13 protein-coding genes are annotated in these 21,011 nt (G+C 42.0%); 7 read left to right on the forward strand and 6 right to left on the reverse strand.

The features are described 5' to 3' along the window. Positions 1 to 83: 83 nt before the first annotated feature. On the reverse strand, positions 84 to 2,084 hold the full coding sequence (locus P2W82_RS11295) for an Ig-like domain-containing protein (RefSeq protein WP_336515991.1): 2,001 nt from the start codon (positions 2,082 to 2,084) through the stop codon (positions 84 to 86). 255 nt (positions 2,085 to 2,339) lie between these two features. Between P2W82_RS11295 and P2W82_RS11300 the strand changes: the two genes are divergently transcribed. From P2W82_RS11300 to P2W82_RS11310, 3 genes are read left to right on the forward strand one after another with little or no spacing between them, the layout of a single operon-like run. Continuing rightward, the gene (locus P2W82_RS11300; protein WP_336515992.1) at positions 2,340 to 3,545 is read left to right on the forward strand and encodes a parallel beta-helix domain-containing protein; all 1,206 of its coding nucleotides are present in this window, start codon (positions 2,340 to 2,342) and stop codon (positions 3,543 to 3,545) included. An 8-nt stretch (positions 3,546 to 3,553) separates the two neighbouring features. Continuing rightward, positions 3,554 to 4,594: an SO2930 family diheme c-type cytochrome gene (locus P2W82_RS11305; RefSeq protein ID WP_336515993.1), complete on the forward strand. Its 1,041-nt coding sequence runs from the start codon at positions 3,554 to 3,556 to the stop codon at positions 4,592 to 4,594. A 19-nt stretch (positions 4,595 to 4,613) separates the two neighbouring features. Then, positions 4,614 to 5,324: a carotenoid biosynthesis protein gene (locus P2W82_RS11310; protein WP_336515994.1), complete on the forward strand. Its 711-nt coding sequence runs from the start codon at positions 4,614 to 4,616 to the stop codon at positions 5,322 to 5,324. Positions 5,325 to 5,649: 325 nt separating this feature from the next. On the opposite strand, the gene P2W82_RS11315 is transcribed toward P2W82_RS11310, so the two are convergent. The 3 genes from P2W82_RS11315 to P2W82_RS11325 form a co-directional block, all read right to left on the reverse strand. After that, entirely contained in the window at positions 5,650 to 6,198 is a 549-nt protein-coding gene (locus P2W82_RS11315) for an HD domain-containing protein (RefSeq protein ID WP_336515995.1), read from the reverse strand. Positions 6,199 to 6,363: 165 nt separating this feature from the next. Then, positions 6,364 to 8,382, reverse strand: a complete 2,019-nt coding sequence (locus P2W82_RS11320) for an adenylate/guanylate cyclase domain-containing protein (protein ID WP_336515996.1) — start codon at positions 8,380 to 8,382, stop codon at positions 6,364 to 6,366. Between the two features lie 93 nt (positions 8,383 to 8,475). After that, positions 8,476 to 14,208, reverse strand: a complete 5,733-nt coding sequence (locus P2W82_RS11325; protein WP_336515997.1) for a S8 family serine peptidase — start codon at positions 14,206 to 14,208, stop codon at positions 8,476 to 8,478. Between the two features lie 338 nt (positions 14,209 to 14,546). Here P2W82_RS11325 and P2W82_RS11330 point away from each other — a divergent pair, with 338 nt between their 5' ends. Continuing rightward, complete coding sequence (locus tag P2W82_RS11330) at positions 14,547 to 17,330, forward strand: hypothetical protein (RefSeq protein ID WP_336515998.1); 2,784 nt, start codon at positions 14,547 to 14,549, stop codon at positions 17,328 to 17,330. Beyond that, positions 17,299 to 17,751 carry a Crp/Fnr family transcriptional regulator gene (locus tag P2W82_RS11335; RefSeq protein WP_336515999.1) on the forward strand — a complete coding sequence of 151 codons (453 nt, stop codon included), beginning with the start codon at positions 17,299 to 17,301 and terminating at the stop codon, positions 17,749 to 17,751. Before P2W82_RS11330 ends, P2W82_RS11335 begins: the two co-directional genes overlap by 32 nt. A gap of 55 nt (positions 17,752 to 17,806) precedes the next feature. Here the strand turns inward: P2W82_RS11335 and P2W82_RS11340 are convergent, their stop codons facing one another. Next, complete coding sequence (locus P2W82_RS11340) at positions 17,807 to 19,012, reverse strand: lycopene cyclase family protein (protein ID WP_336516426.1); 1,206 nt, start codon at positions 19,010 to 19,012, stop codon at positions 17,807 to 17,809. Next, a complete protein-coding gene (locus tag P2W82_RS11345; protein WP_336516000.1) occupies positions 19,009 to 19,488 on the reverse strand; it encodes a sterol desaturase family protein in 480 nt (159 codons plus the stop codon). The genes P2W82_RS11340 and P2W82_RS11345 overlap by 4 nt, the downstream gene beginning before the upstream one ends. Before the next feature lie 135 nt (positions 19,489 to 19,623). Here P2W82_RS11345 and P2W82_RS11350 point away from each other — a divergent pair, with 135 nt between their 5' ends. Next, positions 19,624 to 20,367 (forward strand): LOG family protein, encoded by a 744-nt coding sequence (locus P2W82_RS11350; RefSeq protein ID WP_336516001.1) that lies wholly within the window; start codon positions 19,624 to 19,626, stop codon positions 20,365 to 20,367. 214 nt (positions 20,368 to 20,581) lie between these two features. Beyond that, the gene (locus P2W82_RS11355) at positions 20,582 to 20,968 is read left to right on the forward strand and encodes a hypothetical protein (protein ID WP_336516002.1); all 387 of its coding nucleotides are present in this window, start codon (positions 20,582 to 20,584) and stop codon (positions 20,966 to 20,968) included. The last annotated feature ends 43 nt before the right edge of the window (positions 20,969 to 21,011 follow it).

A 21,011-nucleotide genomic window follows, 5' to 3' on the forward strand; every position in this document is an offset into this window, starting at 1 on the left:
TCTGAAAGAACCTGTGAAACGTTGTATTTGACTGTATTTTTCTATCCCCAACCTGGCAGGTTTTAAAACCTGCCAGGTTTGAGCTAAAGAGGGTCGCCGAATCGCTGAAAAAGTTCGATCCGTGCAGGCCCTGAAAGCTCGAATCGATACTCTTCCATCAATATCCTTGCAAGATTTTTTCCTGTACCAGCAGAAAGAGCAATGGCGAAATTATCAACGGCATCCTGGGCCGAAAGCGTCTTTTTGCGGCTGGCAGTTTCTTTAAAAAAGGCTGACACAAAACTACCACGCCCGGAATTTTTATAAAAGTGAAGTATAATAGATGCAAAAATCAGGTGTGACGATACCGGAGTGCCATTCAGATTCGCAATGCCGGATTCATAAATCTTCTTCCAATTGGTGGTGGTGTCGGACTTATAAAGCCCCGCATAACCTTCCAGTGAATTTCTGACAGGTGTTTCGGTGTTCCGGATCGGTAATGATATCAGATCTGTCACGATATTTTTCATCGCTTCAGAATATCCCGTTGCTACGTCGACCAGGTAACCATTTCCAAAATGAAGCTGATCACTGTAAAACCAGAAATTTCTTCCGAGTTCATAAAAGAAAGTGGTATGGTATTTTCCAGTTTTCAACACATCGTTATATAATTCATCAACCCATGGATTAATCATTTCAATTCCTGTAAAACCCAGGTATCCGCAGGCGCCGCCACAGGTGGAATTGACTGAAGCTATGGTAGACCGACCGTTGATCACTGTCGGCGCGAATTTTTGCGGTTCTTTTCCTGTGAGGGCTTTATATTGAAGATATCCGTCATCAAGACTTTTTACTATCGCTTCCATCACTTCAAGGTTGAGATCGGACTTCTGTGTTAAAAGGACGATATGATTGCCAAACCAGGGCTGCAGATTAAGCACAGCTCCCTGGAAAGTTGTGTAATTGACGCGTGATGGCAATTGAATGATTTCAAACTGAGCGTTCGCCTGTTTACTCTCGCATGTCACAGTTACAGCAATATTTCCCGTAGCCTTGGCTGTGACAAGGCCAGACGCATTAACGGTCGCTTTGGAGTTGTCGGCGCTGGAAAATGAAACAGACCTATCGGTGATGATTTTATTGTTGATGTCTTTGACGATGACCTGCAATTGAATTGTTGCACCTGTCTGAATTTTGACGATCGCAGGGCTGACAGTGATGGTGCCTACCGGAACTTTAACTGATGTTATTTTGGCTGTCTTCGTCTTGCCTTCAGCGTTAGCAGTAATTTCTGCCTGTCCTTCTTTGATAGCCGTAACGAGGCCGGTTTGATTCACGCCGATAACGGATGTATCACTGCTTGACCAGGCAATTATTCTGCCGGTAAGGATATTATTCTGTGCATCTTTCAATGTGGGAGTAAGCTGAAGACTAGACCCCACGTACAATTGTGCACTGAGCCCGTTAAGATCGATTTTGTCTACAGGGATATCACGCACTTTTACATTGCATTTGGCGGATTTCCCTTCTGCGGTGGCCGTGACCGTTATGTCACCGGCCGCTATTGCTTTTATGTTTCCTTTGGCATCAACAGTAAGCCTGCCCGAATCGGAACTGATGAACGTGACGGCTCTGCCTGTAAGCAATGTGTTGTACTTGCTGAATAATTTAACCTTTAATTCCGCAGCCTCTCCTGTTAAAATATTCAGTGAATCAGGCTCAATGGTAACTACTGCTACAGTATTAAGTTTTGCCTGCACTACAGTGGTGCCGGTTTTGCCTGAAGAAGATGCTGAAATTGTGGCGTTTCCTTCTTTCAATCCAATAGCCAGACCGGGATCGCTTATCCGTACGACTGCAGCATCTGAACTTATCCATTGTATACTTTGACCAACCATCTCCTTATTATTCTGATCGAGTACGATTGCTTTCAATTGAATACTATCCCCAATTTCGATCGTGGGGTTGACCGGTTCAATACGGACAGTCGAAACAACCCTTTGCGCAGGCCGCGGGTCCGGATCTTTGCCGGGATCTTTGCTGCAGGCATTCGCAATCAAAAACAGAAAAAAAATGAGGCTTGATTTTTTTGATAGGTTAACCATATAGTGAGCGGGTTGAAAAGGAAATCAGAGGATCGGATAAACGGTGACTTTGATAGGATGGGGAAGGGCGGGATGTTCAAATTAAGAAAAATTATTATTTCTTAGAAATAAAGAGGTTTATACTTTTTTAGAAAAATTATTCCTGATGATTAATTTTTGTATGATCACCGGCTGCATCGTTTTTCCATCCTGTTTTGGTAAACGTACCCACTTTAAAATGATGTAACTTTTCTTTTTCTATTCAATGATACTTGTATGAGAATTTTCAGAATTCTTTGTCTTTCAACCTTGTCTCTGTTTACAACAGTTCTTTTTGCCCAACCCGATATTCGAAAACAATGGCAAACCAGGCTGATCACCGTTGCAGATGGCGAAACAATAAACCTTGATGAAGGAACTTTTGTGATGGACGCAACGTTGTCGATGGAGGGAAAGAAAAATATTACGATCAAAGGCAAAGGAATTGATAAAACAATCATTTCATTTAAGGGACAAAAATCCGGTGCGGAAGGATTGCGTGTCTCTAATTGCACCAACATCACCCTGGAAGATTTTTCTGTGGAAGATGCAAAAGGTGACGGTGTGAAGACGATGAATGTAAATGGCATTACATTCAGGAATATTCGCGCAATGTGGACAGGGAAGCCGGATAAAAATAATGGTTCTTATGCACTATATCCTGTCCTCTGTGAAAATGTGTTGATTGAAAATTGTATTGCCCGAGGTGCTTCTGACGCCGGTATTTATGTAGGCCAATCGAAGGATATTATTGTGAGAAACAACAAAGCGTATGAAAATGTGGCGGGGATAGAAATTGAGAATTCTCTGAATGCGGAAGTGTATGATAATGAAACTTACAATAACACCGGTGGACTTCTTGTTTTTGATTTGCCCGATCTCAAACTGAAGCGCGGTGGCCATTGCAAATTGTACCGGAACACCATCCGCGATAACAATCTACCGAATTTCGCTCCAAAAGGAAATATCGTGGGTAAGGTGCCGCTGGGTACAGGCATTTTATTGCTTGCATGCACCAATGTAGAAATCTATGAAAACCAGATCCTGAATAATCGTACAACACCTACCGGTATCATCAGTTACTACATGACTGAAAATCCGATCAAGGACAGCACCTATTATCCTTATCCCACATCTGTCTATATTCATGATAACGTGTACAGCAAGCCACGCAAAAAAGCGACTATGCGTGGGCGTATGGGTAAGATGTACAGGTTTAAATTGAAGTTCGGCAAAGATGTTCCTGATATTGTTTATGACGGAATCCTGGATGATAAGGTACCCAATGGAAAATTTAACTACAGCGATAATAAAAGAATCTGTATCAGAAATAATAAGGGAGCCAGTTACGCCAATCTGGATGCTGCAAATGGGTTTAAAAATATTTCGAGGGATTCTGCTCCCATGGATTGTAATCCTTCCACCACGGCATCTGTTCAATAAAAGTTATTATGAAAAGCCGTCTGCTGATATTTTTTTCCGTAATACTGACTTCGCTGTGTGTGGGTGCAGCAGTTGATCGTCCGCATCCACCGAAAGAATTGCTTTCGCAATACGGTTTTTTTAAGGGGGTTCTGAAAGATCAGCAACCTGCTGATGGTATTATGCCATATTCACTATCTACTCCGTTATTTTCTGATTATGCGGAAAAGCTTCGATTCGTTTTTATTCCTGTAGGCTTATCTGCGAAATTCAATGATAGTTCCGTTTTTAATTTTCCGGAAGGAACAGTCCTGATAAAAACATTTTATTTTCCTGTCGATTTCCGTAACCCTTCAAAAGGAAGAAGATTGATGGAAACACGTTTGCTGATTCATGAAGGAAGCCGGTGGATCGCATATCCCTACATCTGGAATGAAGATCAGAAAGATGCTGTTTACGATCCGGCGGGAGAAGTAAAGGCGGTGAAGTATGTTGATCTGAATGGTAAAAAGAAAGAGCACAATTATTTTATTCCGAACCAGAATCAATGCAAGGGATGTCATAACCAGAACGAAGTATTGGTTCCGCTTGGTCCTTCGGCAAGGCAGATGAATCACGATATGATGTACAGTTCCGGTAAACAGAATCAGTTACTTTACTGGGAACAAAATGATAAACTCAGTGGATTCAAACCTTCTGACGCAAAAAATGTTGGTATAGTCTGGAACGATCCTGCAACGGGTACACTTGATCAACGCGCGAGATTGTGGCTTGATATCAATTGCGGATTTTGTCATCAGCCACAGGGGCCGGCAGCGAGTTCAGGTTTACATTTGCATATGCAGGAATCGGATCCGTTAAGGATCGGTATAAATAAAACTCCAGTTGCTGCAGGGCGTGGTTCCGGTGACAGAAGATTTGATATCGTACCTGGTAAGCCCGTGGAATCAATATTGATTTTCCGGATGGAGTCAGACGATCCGGGAATAATGATGCCAGAGCTTGGCCGTTCAGTTAAACACCAGGAAGGAATTGCCCTGATCAAAGAATGGATTGCAGGGATGAAATAAAAATGACTTGTGAGTAACCATGCCGGGTTTATTCATCATAGGAGCAAAAAAAGCAGATAATAAAAAATCGCATCGTGCAATATGGATTGCACTCGTAATACACCTTGTGGGTTTACTGGGGATCCTTTTTGTCAACAGGTATCGGTTTATTGTTCTGACTCCGATAAACCTGCTGATCATGGCAGGTCTTCTGCTTCAAACAAGATTTGATAAAAATTACTGGCTTCATATATTTTTTGCCGTCTGTTGGCTTGCCGGAATGGCCGCAGAAATTACCGGAGTAAATACAGGATTGCTTTTTGGTGATTACAGGTATGGGAAGTGGCTGGGACCAGGCTTTGCGGGCGTTCCTCTGTTGATCGGTGTCAATTGGTTTATTATTGTTTATAGCTCTGCATGTGTTACCCATTTCCTGCTGGATTTTAAAAGGAAAAAAAGGTCACTCACGTTAGCGTATAATCGAAAAAGATTCTTTCTGTTTTGTTTTATTGGTGCATTGCTCGCAACTTTTTTTGACTGGGTGATGGAGCCTGCTGCTATTGAGCTGGGTTTCTGGATATGGACAGGAGACGGTTCGATCCCGGTATTCAATTATGCCTGTTGGTTTCTGCTGAGTTTTCTGCTTTTGTTTATTTTCCGTAAAATGCCAATTACAGCTAACAACAGGTTTGCTGTGTACCTTTTTTTAATACAACTTTGTTTTTTCCTTCTGATCAGGATAGCGGGGTAATCGGGGCCATGTATTTATACAGTACATGTTAGACAGCAGACTGCAGAAATTTATAGTTGTTAGTCTTGTGGTTTTGGCTTTACAATTTGAATTAGGGGCTGCTGTTTAATGTGCGAATCCCATTCGATATTCAATTACAAAGCAATTTAGCTGTCGGCGTGCGGGCGGATTTTAGCACCTGTTTGAATTCGGTTCTCGGTTTAAATTTCGCAGGCTTCTATTATGCATTTCTGCAAAGCGTAACGTTTCAGCGAACAGCGATGAAATAATAAATGCAGGCAGTTCTCATCTAAGCAGTAATTCCGGATCAGCTTTCGGCTAAAGACTACACTTTGTGTCCGGTAAGTTTCTTTATATGTTCCTGTTTAACAGGTTCGCGAAGTCTGCGGGATGATTCTGTGTGATAGGAGTGGGAAAGAAGAAAATTATTCTGCAGATTTTCCCAGGCAGCATCATCTGGCACAATGCCATAAAAAAGAAATTCCTGGTGCAGAGTCTCTGCAATTTCAAAAAAGTCTTCACGACCTAAATAATCGAGATCTGCATCGCAGATAACTTTTTCCAGAAGGTTTTTTGGCTTTTGTGGAAGTTTTGTCGCCATAATGAGTTCACGAATGATCTCCTGATCGTCATCTGGTATACCAAAATCTTCAGCGTCTTCATCGAAAAGCTTACAGCCAGCAGCCTCATGTTCACGGTATTTTACCAGGAAACCGGTGTCATGATAGATCGCTGCTATCTTCAATAAAAACAATTGATGGGGATCTTTTATTCCTTCTGCTTTTGCAATACGTAAACATTGCTCTTCCACATCAACTGTGTGATTGAGGCAATGATAAGTCAGGTGCGGGCTCAAATCTTTCAGCCGCGACATAACCGAAGATCTGATCCTTCTATACGATTCTGCAGTCATGAATAATAATCAAAATACTGAATCATAAAGTTCTCTCAAAGTAAATGCACTGAAAATGCATGAAGACGCGGGACTAAAAATCCTTGTTCATATTTCTCAGATACATTAAATATACTCAAAGAAAATTTAAATTGAATTTTCCGGGAAAAAACCTGTACTCTCTTTTATTTCCTCTTTCCCAGCCAGTACGGTCTCGAGTTTACGGATAGCTTCACCAAGGAAATACATGTCTATTTCGCCCACATTTTTAGCATAGATCTTACCCCTGTAATGGCAGTGATAATGATCTTTTATCAGCATATACAATGTTTCCGAAATATTGATTTCACCCGGTTCGCCATTGCTTTCCATCCGGCTGGCAATATTTACTGTACTACCCCAGATGTCGTAAGCGTATTTTTTCTTACCTACCACCCCGGCAACCAGCGGTCCAACATGGATACCTATGCGAAGTTCCCAGGGCATGAAACCATCCTTGATTCTCTCGCTATTGCGTTGCTTCATTACCTGCCTGATTTCAAGCGCCGCCTTCATCATATTCAGGAGATACTCATCATAAGGAGTGGGAATACCACTGGCGCACATATACGCATCTCCAATAGTTTTGATTTTCTCCAGTCTGTATTTTTCAACTATATCATCGAATGCAATAAAACAGGCATTTAGCTCGGCAACGACCTCCTGAGAAGACATGTGATCGGCCAATGTTGTGAAATTTTTGAAATCTGTAAACAATACCGCGACACTTTCATAAAATCTTGGAGTCGCCACACCATCTCTCCTCAATTCTTTTGCAACCTCCTCGGGAAGAATGTTTGAAAGCAAACTTTCAATTTCCGCTTTCTGGCTATCCAGGATATTGTTGATTCTTGTTTTATTCCTGTAGTCCCGATATAAAATGAAGATAATTAACGACACCAGGATCATTCCTACGATCAGCGCATTCTTTGCAAAGCGCTGGCGATTTAATTCAAGTTTCTGGAACTCTTTATCTTTTTTCAGTAAGTCAATTTCTTTTTCTTTCAATCCGACTTCAAACCGGGATTGAATACTATCCGCACTTAAATTAAATAAAGTATCAGCAAGTAATGAATATTTCTGTTGATAACGAAATGCATTATCATAGTCTTTTGCATCCCGATAAAGATTTGCAAGACTCAGGTAAACTTGTTTAAGGTGACTTGCTGCCTTTATTTCAGTAGCCAATGAAACGGATTCATTAAGATATTGCATTGCGCCACGGCGATTTCCCTGGAGCCTGTAAATCTCACCCATTTCCAGTGCAGATTCAACTTTAAATAACTTGCTGTCCTGCTCACTCGCTTTATTATATGCCTGGTTAAACCAGTTTAAAGCTTCAGTACTATCACCCTTTCGTTTGAATAATTTTCCGATATCATTTAAGACATAAGGAAGGTTTGTACTGTTGTTTGTTTCCGAGGCTTTTTTTGCAGTCAGGAAATGAATCATGGCAAGTGAATCCTCGTTCATATTCATATAGATTTCTCCAATATTGGTGTTGCAGGAACCTATATTGTCAAGGTCATTTAATTCTTCAGCAATCTTTAAAGCTTTCTTCAAATAGATCAGGGCCTGGTCGTAGGTTACGGGTCGGCTCATATAAATCAGACCAATATTTTGTGTTGTGGTTGCGATGCGAAGTTTATCGCCTATTTTTTCTGCGGCATCAAGCGAGGGTAGAAAATACTCGAGAGCCCTCGCATAGTTGCCGAGGTAATAGTAGATGGAACCAATATTGTTTAAAATATTGGAGATGCCATCCTGGTCATTTATCTCCCTGTAAGTTTGCAGAGCATTTGTCCAGTATTCTTCAGCTTGTAAATATTCGCTCCTGTCAAAATAATGAAGTCCGATCCATTTGTTACCCAAAGCAACTCCTTTGCGAAAATTAAGCTGTTCTGCAAGCTCAAAAGCCGCGTGGCTGTATTTCAACGAAGTGTCAGGGGATGCACCACGATAGAATTTTGCAAGCTCGATCATGGTCAGCACTTTGTTGCTGTCGTTTGATTGCAGCTTTAGCCTTGTCCGAAGACTATCGCTGGTGTTCTGTCCAGTTACACATATACTGGAAATTGTCATCAACAGGAGCGCCCCAAGCCTGAAAAAACCCATCCCGATATTCATTTCGTTTATAAAATTTAAAAAATATTCAGGCCCTACCAAATAAAAGAGGGAATATTTCATTCCCTCTTTTAGTAATATCAATCTGACGGCGTATCAGAGCTTGATTATCTTGAATACTCTCGTCTCTTTTATACCAGTCACTCTTATAAAATACTGTCCTGCACTTAATCTGCTCATATCAACTTCAATCTTAGCACCGGAAAGCTTTCTAGTAGTAAAGCTGTTATACTCTCTTCCCAATCTATCCAGCACCCGGATGCTTACACTGGCATCCTGACTGAAGCCTGTTTCGATAATGGTTTTCCGTTCAACCGGGTTCGGATATGCTTTTCCGGTCAGCTCAACAACAGCAGGGGCAGTTGCAGCAACCCTTGTATTCGTACCTGCTGGTGCAGGCACGAAGTCACTTGGACATCTTGAAGAAGTTGAACTTGCCTGGCTGGTTGTAGCTGATGACTTGTTGCGTTCAAAGCTGGACAGATACCAGACGATCTTATTACCGTCGAATGGAACTTTAAATCTGCCGCCACCTGCTTTGAATCTACTTGGAAGTTTCGACACATCAGCATTGCTACCTGTCGGAGTAATATTATTGTTTGCCGAACCCGCTTGTATCCATACATCTGTGGAGTTCAGATTTTCATAAGCGTAATTAGCTATAAACCCAAATCCGCCGTTGGTCGCCGGATCTGCAACGGTAATACACTCCAGGATTGGTTTAATTGATCGGGCTTTATTACCTGTAATATTCACTATCAATGTTCCCGGCAATGCAGTAAACGTATAGTTTGGATTCTGTACTGTTGGATAAACCAGGTATGTGCCCGGAGCTAAAGTTGAAAGGTTCTGCTGGATATTTCCATTCTGATCTTTCACAACATACGTCACTGTGATAACATCACCTGGTTTTAAAGCTGGTGTAACAGTATAAGTGAATGTCGGCACAGTTCCTTCGTTCACCCCTGTATCGTTTACTTTAATCGTAACTCCGGCTGCAGTGATGCTGAATATTGCGGTATTATAGGTGATATTGTAATTGCTCAGTTTACCAGATGGCGACAATGTCGCATTAATGGTATAATTACCAACAGTTTCCCCGGTGATACGGCTATACGTTGCAGTAATATTATCACCTGGATCGAAACCTGTCAACGTTCCGGTGGTAAGTGGTGAAGGATCCTGAGTTCCATAAACCTTGGTAGCAGCTGCTGGTGTAACCGATGCCGCTTTTGGTTCAATCACCAGATCGCCCAGGTCTGCAGTTACCTTGAAGTTCTTAGTAACAAATGCGGCTGGGATAATCTTGTGATGTCCAACCTTTACACCTGTGATCATATTGATAGAGCGATACTCTCCCGTTACTACTGCAAGTCCGTCAGCATTGGTTACAATATCGTTCTCATCTATGATTACAGCTATTTCACTGTTGGCAACCGGTATTCCGTTGGCCACAGGGATGCCATTTACAGATGCAAATGCATTGGTTTCGACTCCGGTCACATTGGCCACAGGAATGCCGTTAGCTTGAGCGAGGCCGTTAGCTACAGCAACGCCGTTTGCAAGCGGAACGCCGTTAGCCAAAGGAACACCATTGGCCAAAGGAATACCATTTGCCAGCGGCACTCCATTTACCATATTGACGGAGACGAGACCATTAAGCAAGGCATAACCATTTGCCATCGCGAGGCCATTCGCGAGCGGAACACCATTCGCTACCGGTATGCCATTTGCCAGCGGAACTCCATTCAATACACTGTTGAAGTATGCAGTGATAATTTCAGGAGCCAGGTTGGCGAGCGGGATACCATTTACAGATGGTAATCCATTTGCCTGTGGAATTCCATTCAATGCTTTGTTAGTAATCAGCATTGCCAGGTTGGTTACGGGAACTCCATTTGCCAGTGGGATTCCATTGGTATTGGTCCATTCCATTTCTACCAGGGCGAGTTTCTGTGTCTCCATGATAGCTTTATACTGGAAATCAATCTCCTGTTTAAGCTCCTGCTTTTCAGCTGAAGTGAAGTTTCCATTGAATATGTAGTCATATTCAATAGGCATGCTTATTTTATTGGTGTATCCGAATGTCTGATTTAAAGGTTTAATGGTAAGCGGAAGCTGTGTAATAGAAAGTGTTCCCGCTTTGGGTGACCCGTTTAATGAATTGAATTCAAAATCATACAATTCCAGCAGATCACTTTCAATCACCGGTTCAGTCAAACGAATAGGATAGCTACCCGGTGAAGTTAGTTTGGTAACATCGGAGACTTCTCCTGTTTGTTCATCGATCTGTAATGCTGTGAATTGGATAGTGGACAAACCACGGCTGGAAAGTTCTGCAGGTAAATATTTACCATCAGCTCCCCTCTGAAGTTCCACACCATTTTCCAGGATTGTTGCATCGAATTCAGGTAATCTCTCACCATACTGTTTGCTTTTGTCATTTGCGTAAACAGTGATTGTTTTTTTGGTGATGGAAAGCAGGAATATAGGATCCGAAAACCCACCATCAAGGTTACCCTGGGTTTTTGGCGGGTTGTACACGGTCACGTCAGGGTTGCCTGTAAATGTAGGTACCGTCAACTGGATCTCCGTTGGAGTGATTGAACTTGGTGTCAGGACGACCTGATTTGGCATCCCTTTACGCAGGTAAACTTTTGAGCTGCTTATAAAAGAACTACCCTTAATGGTAATCTGTATTGACGCCTGCCCCGGAACACCAGGAGAGTTATTCACCCATTCAGTGACAGCAGGGGTAGGATTATATAGTGATGCAAGCGCGTTTGCTGCCTGAACCAATCCGGAGCCGCTCTTATAGTTGTACGCTCCTGAGAACTGACCGAAACTTTGCGCAGTATTTTTCAGAATTGATCTGATCGCTTCCTGACCTACAACTCCTGGCTGTGGAGTAAATTTCCGATTTGCTTCCACTAAAAGACCAGCTACAGCTGCAATGTGAGGAGCAGCAGCAGAAGTACCATTGAAAATATCTGTTGTTCCACCAAATATGATGCTGGTAAATACTCCATCAGGACCAACCACATCGGGTTTCGGTCTTGGTGTTGATTCATTGGTAACCCTTGTTCCACCGTAGGAAGAATAACTTCTGATTTCCAGTGGAGAATTATTATTGATCAGTGCAGATTCAACAGCGCCGACACTAATAGCTCCGGCTGAATTTGCGTGACCAACAACAGTCGAAGGATTGGCATTTGCATACTCAGTGATATTGGCATTGCCCCTGAATATTACAAATTTGAACCGTACATCACGTGTTCCGTTAGCGCGTACAACCATCAAATTAAGATTGGTTGCTCCCTCAACATAGATAGGTAAAACTTCAAATGGATCAGAGCCGCGGTTATCCCGGTTATACCCATTTAGTATGTGACCAAATGCATCGGTAACGTAAATATCGAGATCAACATCCGTACCTGTTCCCGTTAGTGAATAGAAAGAATCCTCCCACTGCAAAACCACCAGGTAACTTCCTTTCCTGGTGAAGCTTACTTGTTGCAGGCTGTCAGTTCCGGAAGAAGAAAAATTATGTGCTTTTCTTCCACCGGTTGGTCCAACACCATTGAAAATTCCTTCGTATGACCGCCCTCCGAAATTACCAGCGGAAGTAACATATTTTGTACCTGTCGCTGTCACAGAATTGACTGCCTTAGCTACCAGGCCATCCTCGAAAAAAGGAGAGGTAAGGAAACTGATATCATCAACTATTACATCAACACCTTTTCCACCTAGTGTTACCGGAGCTGCAAGTTCTTTTATACCGGATGCCATGTCCGACTCAGAAATAAATCCGGTCCTGAAAAAGAGAGATGCGCCTGGTGCCACATCGTGCACCAATTGCAGCATGGCCCTTCCCTCGTCGGATTTTATTCCCAATACTGCGGGGTATTCTTTTACGACCTGTACGCGTTTTGTATTATCAATGCTGTTATCTGGATTTCTACCCGGCAGATTATCGCTGAGGATATCAGTGAGTTCACCAGACAGCATGTTATAACTGTCTGACATTACACCAATCTTCACATTTGTTCCACTCAGCTTATACGCACTTCTTGCTATATTGGCCTGTATGGCTTCATCACCTGAACTGGTAATAGTACCCTGCATTCCTGCTGGCAGGTATGCCGGGCGGACATAGTCGAATAAGGTACTGTATCCAGGTGTCTGATCAAACGAAGGGATATCAGCAATATTAAACAGGCAGGTAACAATCTGCTCGCCTTCGGTTTGTACGTAGCTTATTTCCTCATACCCTTTTGCTGTCAGTCCTCTGAGCGTAGACAGGGCTGTTGAGATTTGTGTTTTGTTAAGTATAACTTCTATCAATACCCGATTACCAACCACAACAATAATGTCTTTTTCACCCGGATCTTTTTTGAAAGTATTTGGGTCAATTGCAAATGCCGAAAGAACAGGATCCACCACGATGTCTTCAAATTTATCCGGAATGTCATCACCCGAACGATTCAGACAGTCAGTAACAGTCACTTCTGCTGTGGCCGAACACCCGTCGCTGTTTGTAACCACTACTTTATAAACACCTGCGCTCGATATGGAAGGGGAAGCTGTATTTTCTCCGGAAACAATAAAGCCTGAAGTAGCAGTCCAGGTGTATACAGGATTACTGATATTGGTAGTTGTTGAAATAGTCACCTGGGTCTTATCGCAAGGGATCGCTCCTGAACGGATATTGCCGGTTACTGTTACGTTGGTGCCATTTACCTGGGTAATGGTTACACTGGCCGTTGAACAATCGACAGGAGCAGCGAGAGGAGCATAAGCAACCTCTACACCGCTATTCAGAAAAATCTGTTTACCACTCCACAGGGCGCCAATGAAATTGGTAGCTCCTGTTCCTGATCCGATATTGATATTTCCATTGGGCACCCAAACGGTACCGAGCCAACGGGTATATTGTGAGGAAGAACCATTAGCAATTTCAAAACTGTTGCCTGCTGAATTTCCGGTGCCGTTCGCCTGGCTGTATATTCTGGATGCAATTGACGTCGCACTAGGGTTGCCGGTGGTTCCTTTGTAGGTTAACCCTACTTTGGACAGTTCCATTACACCTTCAACAAGAATGTAGAATTTTCCACTGGCGCTTCCTTTGAAATCAAGTGAAAATGTATTGTTACCAGTTAGTTTAATATTGCGGAAAATGTAAGTACCGGGACCATCCAGCGTAATGGTTTTACCACCGTTTGCAGTCAGATCCCTTGCTCGGTAAATACCGTTTACAGGTGTAAGGGTAACCGTGTTTTTAGGGTCGTTAGTAGCTCCATTGGTAGAAAAACTTTCGCCGGCAGGATTTGCTGGTAGTATAGTTAGTGAGGGATTACCGTTTTGTGTTAGTGTTCCGGATGGGTTCGGCCCCGTGTACGACCCACTGGTAATGATATTTCCGGAAATGGAACCGGAGCCGATTTTTGCATTGCCTGCCACATTTACGTTGCCGGTGATATTGGTGCCTGAACCCGTATTGAGATTTAACCCTGTAAGACCGGTAACACCTGCACTTACTCCACCATTAATAAGGTTGTTATTCGAAAGCTCGATTTTAGCCGAACTGAATATGCTACCACCAAACTGAACACCGCCCGTCGTTTTAACCAATACGCGGCTACCTGTCGCACCACCACCGGGTACAGTAACCGAAGAACTAATCTGAACACCGTTGGCTCCGAATATCACGAATTTGGAAATATCAGGATTAGTTGATTGCGCATGTGTACGGTTTGGGGTAACCGAAAAAGCGGTAAGCAGTGCTGCAATTAAAATATTAATTGTGTTTACTGCTGATTTCTTAAACATAAGATTAATTTATTCCAGGTTTGAGAACATTGCGATAACAGCGGACATGGCTAACAGCAATTGCTGTATAGGCTAAAGGAATACATTCGTAGGATAACGGGTTCGAGGTCTGAATGCGGGATCGGGGAGGGTAAGGTAGATGGATTTAAAATCCATGCGCCAAGTTAAATTTTATTTTTCTTACCTCATAATATTGGTGCATTTCTTTTTCCGGAGCGTGCACCCGGCGCGGATTCCAGAAGATTCTAAAACATTGACGAATTCGATATAAACAGATGTTTATGCTGAGAAAATCCGCTGATAATTTCGAATGAACCTGTTTTTGTATATTTATTCGGATGAAAGATCGAATACTACGGCTACTGAATTTAAAAAAGTCCGAATCTGCGCATGTTCTTGATCTGCTTATTGTTCAGTTTTTCATAGGCATTGCATCTTCACTGATTAATTTCCTGGGTATTACGCATTTTATCGATAAGCAAACTGTTGGTGAAATCCCGGCTGTTTACCTGGTGATTGCATTCGCTCTTTTGATCATTAATGTTGTTTATGAAAAACTGGAACACCATCTTTCAGCAACCCAGCTGCTGAAAATCATCATGTTGTTCAATGCAGCAGTACTTTTTTTTATCTGGCTCGGATTTTTCAGCATAGAAGAGCATGCGGTCTCTTTTGTATTACTTGTGTGGACTGTACTGATATACATGATTTCCAGTTATGCATTCTGGGGGATGGCTTCTCAGCAATACAATATCCGTGAAAGCAAAAGGATTTTTACCATCCTCGGTTCTGCAGATATCATGTCCAAACTGGTGGGTTACCTGATTGCGAAACCAATTTATGGGTTGGTGGGTGACAACCTGATGCTCGTGGCCATCTTCTCACTGGTCATCGGAGCCCTCTGGTTTTCGAAGAAGACAAAGTCGCTCCGCTGGCAACATTTTATCGTAAAAAGTCACCATCATCAAACTGAAACGGTGGTTACCAATACATCGAAAGACCTGATTTCTACGGTTTTTAAAAAAGAATTGATTTTTGCCATCTCTTTGCTTTCACTGATCAGCTATAATGTTTTTAACCTTGTTGATTTTACATTCGTTTCCCAGATAAAAGCGCATTATAACGATTTCGCCAGTCTCGGAACCTTTGTCGTGGCCTTGCTGGCATCAGGGCGGATTATAGCGCTGCTTCTTAAATTGATTTTCTCCAGCAGGATGATTGAAAGACTGGGTGTGATCACTTGCCTTTTTATCACACCGGTAACCCTGCTGTTCTTTTCCCTGCTTTTTCTTTTTGTAGATGAAAAGAATACTGAATTCACATTATACATTTTTGGTTTCATGACGATCCTCACGGAGGTGCTCAGGTCGACCATGCAGGAGCCGGTATTCTTTATTCTTTTTCAACCGCTGAAAGAAAAATTCAGATTAAAAGGGCATCTGATCTCGAAGGGATATATGCTTGCGCCATCCCTGTTGATCGTAGGATCATCATTGTTGTTCATCATGAACAGAAACAAGGGCACAGATATATCGATCATGTTGATCATTAAACTTCTGTTAGTTAACCTCCTGCTCTGGGGTGTGATCATCTTTTTTCTCCGCAACGCCTATCTCAAAACACTGAGGGATTCCATCAAGAAAGGTGTGTTTGCTGCAGAAAACAATGCACATATCCAGGATCCGGGTTCGATAGGAATTTTATTGGAGAAGATTAATAATGGTAAGCCCACAGAAGTCATTTACGCTCTTAAGTTGCTTGAAGATGCAGAATATGCCGAGTTGAAAAAGCTGATGGAAAAACTCACGAGGCATGAATCAATGGAAGTGAGGTACTATGTAATTGAAAATCTCGGATCAAGATCGAATCCACCACTGGAATTGTTGCATGAAATTCTGAAGGAAGAGAAACACCCGGCAATTGTGCAAAGATTGTATTCAATTCTGACGCGTAAGGATCATGCGTTTTTGAAAGAAGCCGCAGGAAATCTGCAACAGCAGAGTTATCCTGTACAAAAAGTGATCATCACCTCACTTCTGAACCAGAAAGAATTTGATTTCATGCACCAGGGCGGAAATTACCTGGATGCATTAATCCATTCTTCTGATGCGCAGGAAAGAGACCTGGCGGTTCAGATCATTGTAGAACTGAAGAATGTTCGTTTTACCGGAGCCATTGAGCAGTTGATTCATGATGCTGATGCTTCAGTAAAGCGAAGTGCAATATTTGCAGCATGTCGGCTGAAAATAAAACAGCTTTTGCCGGTGATTATCGACAAGCTGCAAAATACCGATGAAAAATATGCTGCTTTGAATGGCTTGTTGCAATTTGGTGATGATCTGTTCCAGCATCTTCATCAATTGCCACAGCAAACTCAGCATTCATTTGCATATGAAGCGATAAAGCTTGCGGGAAAGATTAAAGGAAATCATTCCACGCATTACCTGTTAAATATGCTCAAATCCAAACCGAAGTTCTCAGAGCATATCATCCATAGTTTATGGACAAAGGATTATACCGCTGAAGACATAAAAGAGGTGGAACTTTTGCAACAAATTTTACAGGACTATCTCCAGGCTGGAAAACAAAAGATTGCTGATTATGTACAGGTGCCTGTTTTCAAACATGGCGATCAGATGAAAGATGTGATCGTGACAGAAATAAGGAATGATCTGACGACATCGTTAAAAATCTGTTCGATACTTCATAACAATGATGAGCTCAACAGGATACTTGAGCTTATACAACACGGTGAGAATTTACGCTTGTACAATGCTGTCGAAATGCTCGACCTGATTCTTCCAAAAAAGGTATCACGCGATCTCAACCTGTTATTCAATTATCTTTTTGACCCATCACTGGCTCGCCGGCAGGGTGGCAGTATGGCTGTTGGTCAGTTTTTTAATAAAATTGTAATTGAAGAAGGAAGTATCTTCCGCCCATTGACAAGAGCATATTGCATCTATACTTCATGGAAGGACCATGAAACAGGCTTTCTGCAACTGTTGAAAAAGCAGAATCTGAATGACGAACATTTCATCATTGGAGAGACAAGTCAATTTGTATTGAAAGAATTGGAAAGAGAATCGCATGCTGATCATCGAAAAAATATTACTTCTTAGAAATTCTGAAATATTCCGCAACTGCAGGGAAGCTGATTTGCTGGACATCGCATCTATTTGCCAGGAAATAAGGCTGGACCAGGATGTATTAATTTTCACCAAAGGTGAGCCGGGTCATTGTATGTATTTTATCCATACAGGAAAAGTGACAATACATGATGAAGAACATGTGCTGGCTGTTCTTGCTGAAAATGAAATTTTCGGTGAGCTGTCATTGCTGGACAGCGAGTCCCGTTCTGCCAGTGCAACAACTGCATCGGAATGTATTCTCTTAAAAATTGAACAGGAACCTTTTTATGATCTGGTCTCTACAAATTCTGATATTCTTAAAGGAATTATGCGCACATTATGCAAGCGCCTCCGTGAGCAGGATCGGATTACAATTGAGATGAAGAACAGGATGACTGTGAGGAATGGGTGACGTGTTACGTTTAACGTTATACGTTAAACGTAAAACCGTTGATGAAAGACGCCGCTCAATAGTTGAAGAATTCTTTGAATCCCGCTTTAAGAAAAGGTATCTGCGGTACCGATCTCATGATTTTCAACTCCTGGAAAAGATTAGTCTCATTATCGAGAAATTGCAACACCTGTGAAGGTTTATTTTTTGCGAAAAGAATATCAAACACTTCTTTACCCGCCGGATTGTTGTTTTTCAGTATATGCAACAGCACATTATCGTACCACCGGAATCGCCGCGCAAGCCCTTTTGATAATTTTGAGAATGGCTGGCCGGTTTGCAGCAGCGATTGTACAATAGTCGCAGATTGTTTTTGTATAAATTGAAATGTATATCCGGAAGATGCTTTTGTTTGCCCGCCAGCAGTACCGATGTACATCATGTTTTTCTCTCTAAGCGGAAATTTCTTTTTTGTCATCGGGATAATTCCAAATTCAGATTCTGCCACGTTGTAATTTATTATACCTAAGTCATGTACATATTTTGTCAGTGCATCATCATAAGCCTCGCTCCTCAATAATTCAGGAGAGATAATGGTGTATTCGATCAATGCTTTGCGTGAAGAAAACGGCATAGTGTAGACGAAGGCAGTTCCGTTCTGCTGAGGAACACGAAAATCCATTAATGTCGCTTCTTCGGGATTGAATATATCCTCGGTTGTTTCTAAAAACCATCCCTTAAAATGCTGCAATAGTTCTGGATTCAGGTGACCTTGTTTTTCATCACGGGCTATACTATTAAAAACATAATCCGCAGTGTACTGGTGCTCACCGGCCGACACAATGATCCCGGAATTGTCAAAGCTAATATCCCTGACAGGGACGTACAATCGATCTATACTACTGTATTCACTTAAAATTTTATTGCAAAGAGAATAGAAGTCGATTCCCCTGATCATCTTATAGGCATAAGGTGCAAGATCAAGGCATCGTTCTGATTTTTCGTTGCGAACCCACGCCCGGTTCCACGACTTGAAAACAATTTCTTCAAACGGACCTTTGGTTTTTTCCCAAAAACACCATGTTCTGTCGTTGACTGTTTTTCTTGCTTTATCGATGATGAGCAAACGTTTATTATCAAGTATACCAGCTCTCGCCATATGCACTGCGAGACTTAATCCTGCGCATCCTGCGCCAGCGATGATAAAATCGTATGAAGATTTAGTATTAATTGTCGAGTATAGTTGAACTAAAATTAGAATCCGGTTAGCGGTGTTTTCTATCGTTGCCGGGCATTAATTTTATCACGGCGGATTTTCTCCCTGTATTTTTTTTGAACATAGAGTAAACCAAAACTTTCTCCATCCGTTTTGCCTTTATGCCGGTGATGCATTTTGTGTGCCCATCGTATGGCTTTGATGTAGGAATTATTACTACGGCTAAACCAGCGAAACCGTTGATGAATGATTACATCATGAACAATAAAATAGGCAAACCCATAAAGCATAATTCCAAAACCGATGGCTTGCAACCACCATAAATGATAAATACCCCCGAATAAAATTGATAGACAACTTGGCGTTGCGAAAATGAGAAAGAATAGATCATTCTTTTCAAAAAAATGGGGTTCTTCTTCATGGTGATCCCGATGCAATGACCAGAGAAATCCATGCATTATCCATTTGTGCGCGACCCATGTAATTCCTTCCATGAGCATAAAGCTGATAAGCATGATACCGATAAAAAATAATGTCTGCATATGGATTAACTGCATTTCAAAAATACTCAATGCAATGGCAATAACAGCAAAGCCACTAAAGAGTTGAGTGAAAATCTGATTATTAAAAAACAGGTAAGTTTGAAAGAATGTTGAACGATGAATGCGAAACAAATAATGACTAAGAAAGAAACGACAGTAAAAGAGGAGATAGCGTTCCTGGAAGGTCCGAGATCCCGTTGGTCTGATTTCAGGTTTGTAGTTGAAGTATGTTTTGAATTTATACGGGGATTCAGGAACCTGCATTTTGTCGGACCTTGCGTTACGGTTTTCGGATCGGCGAGGTTCGGGGAGGAAAGTAAGCACTACCAGATGGCGCGAAGGCTTTCGGGGGAAATTGCAAAGCTGGGTTATACTATAATGACCGGGGGCGGTCCTGGAATTATGGAAGCGGCAAACAGGGGTGCGAAGGATGTTGGCGGCCGTTCCGTTGGATGCAATATTGTTCTCCCTCATGAGCAGAAACACAATGACTACCTCGACAAATGGGTTGATTTCAAATACTTTTTTGTTCGTAAAACCCTGTTGATCAAATACTCATATGCTTTTGTCATTATGCCCGGTGGCTTCGGGACACTCGACGAGCTGTTCGAGGCGATGACTCTGATCCAGACTAAAAAAATTAAAGACTTCCCGGTGGTTATTTTTGGGAAGGAATATCATAAAGATCTACTGGAATACATCAAATTTATGATGGATGCCAAAACTATTTCTCCTGAGGATCTCAATCTTTTTCTCGTTACCGATTCCATTGAAGAGGCTGTCGCCCATATTGAATTGACCATAAAAAAATATGGCCTCCAGGTTGCTAAACCCCATCCATGGCGGGTTTTACTGGAGCGCGGATTAAAGCTCGATTAGAAATAAACGATTTAGCTTTCAATCTTTTAGAGAGAGTTAAAAAAAATATATCAGGTTTTTTATAAAATGCACAATTTAGCATCCCGGTTGTCGTTAAACCGGAACCTCTAATCCGTTTTTCGTTCCCCCTACTTACTAACCACGCCGCCCCTTTGAATTCCTTTTATTGACATCCAATTTAAAAACTGGTGTACGACACCACAAACCTCTTACCATGGATAACCGAATTGTTGATCTTTTCATCAAGGAAAACGACGCGTGGGATGACATGATCACCCGTCAGACCAAAGAAATTCCCACTTTAGAAAAAATGCTTAGCCAGGTCATTCAACAAAAGACAACTATTGGAGAAGATACACTGGCCAATGTTTCGTACCTGAAACAGGAAATGCAGACGCAGGAGAAATTCATGGGCGAGTTAAAAGTAGAACTTGCGAGACAACAGAGCTACCTGGTCAGAGAGAGAAAGGAATACTCAGACCCGCACGCCATCCTGACGGTGTCCAGCCAGAATGTGTTGAGGGAGAGAATCAGGAACGTTGAGAAAACTTTTATCGAGTTGAAATGTAATTTTCTGAATTATATGGCGACCATTCTTTAAAGTTATCCAAAGAGAAAAAGTTGATTCATTATTACTCTTCAAA

The sequence above is a fragment of the Pollutibacter soli genome, from assembly GCA_029269725.1.
GTDB classification, from domain to species: domain Bacteria; phylum Bacteroidota; class Bacteroidia; order Chitinophagales; family Chitinophagaceae; genus Pollutibacter; species Pollutibacter soli.

Excerpts from the sequence above, each read along its gene's own strand:
- P2W82_RS11330 (WP_336515998.1), top strand. The coding sequence starts at position 14,547 with ATGAAAGATCGAATACTACGGCTACTGAATTTAAAAAAGTCCGAATCT.
- P2W82_RS11325 (WP_336515997.1), bottom strand. The coding sequence starts at position 14,208 with ATGTTTAAGAAATCAGCAGTAAACACAATTAATATTTTAATTGCAGCA.
- P2W82_RS11320 (WP_336515996.1), bottom strand. The coding sequence starts at position 8,382 with ATGAATATCGGGATGGGTTTTTTCAGGCTTGGGGCGCTCCTGTTGATG.
- P2W82_RS11350 (WP_336516001.1), top strand. The coding sequence starts at position 19,624 with ATGACTAAGAAAGAAACGACAGTAAAAGAGGAGATAGCGTTCCTGGAA.
- P2W82_RS11345 (WP_336516000.1), bottom strand. The coding sequence starts at position 19,488 with ATGCAGACATTATTTTTTATCGGTATCATGCTTATCAGCTTTATGCTC.
- P2W82_RS11315 (WP_336515995.1), bottom strand. The coding sequence starts at position 6,198 with ATGTCGCGGCTGAAAGATTTGAGCCCGCACCTGACTTATCATTGCCTC.
- P2W82_RS11300 (WP_336515992.1), top strand. The coding sequence starts at position 2,340 with ATGAGAATTTTCAGAATTCTTTGTCTTTCAACCTTGTCTCTGTTTACA.
- P2W82_RS11310 (WP_336515994.1), top strand. The coding sequence starts at position 4,614 with ATGCCGGGTTTATTCATCATAGGAGCAAAAAAAGCAGATAATAAAAAA.
- P2W82_RS11355 (WP_336516002.1), top strand. The coding sequence starts at position 20,582 with ATGGATAACCGAATTGTTGATCTTTTCATCAAGGAAAACGACGCGTGG.
- P2W82_RS11335 (WP_336515999.1), top strand. The coding sequence starts at position 17,299 with ATGCTGATCATCGAAAAAATATTACTTCTTAGAAATTCTGAAATATTC.
- P2W82_RS11305 (WP_336515993.1), top strand. The coding sequence starts at position 3,554 with ATGAAAAGCCGTCTGCTGATATTTTTTTCCGTAATACTGACTTCGCTG.
- P2W82_RS11295 (WP_336515991.1), bottom strand. The coding sequence starts at position 2,084 with ATGGTTAACCTATCAAAAAAATCAAGCCTCATTTTTTTTCTGTTTTTG.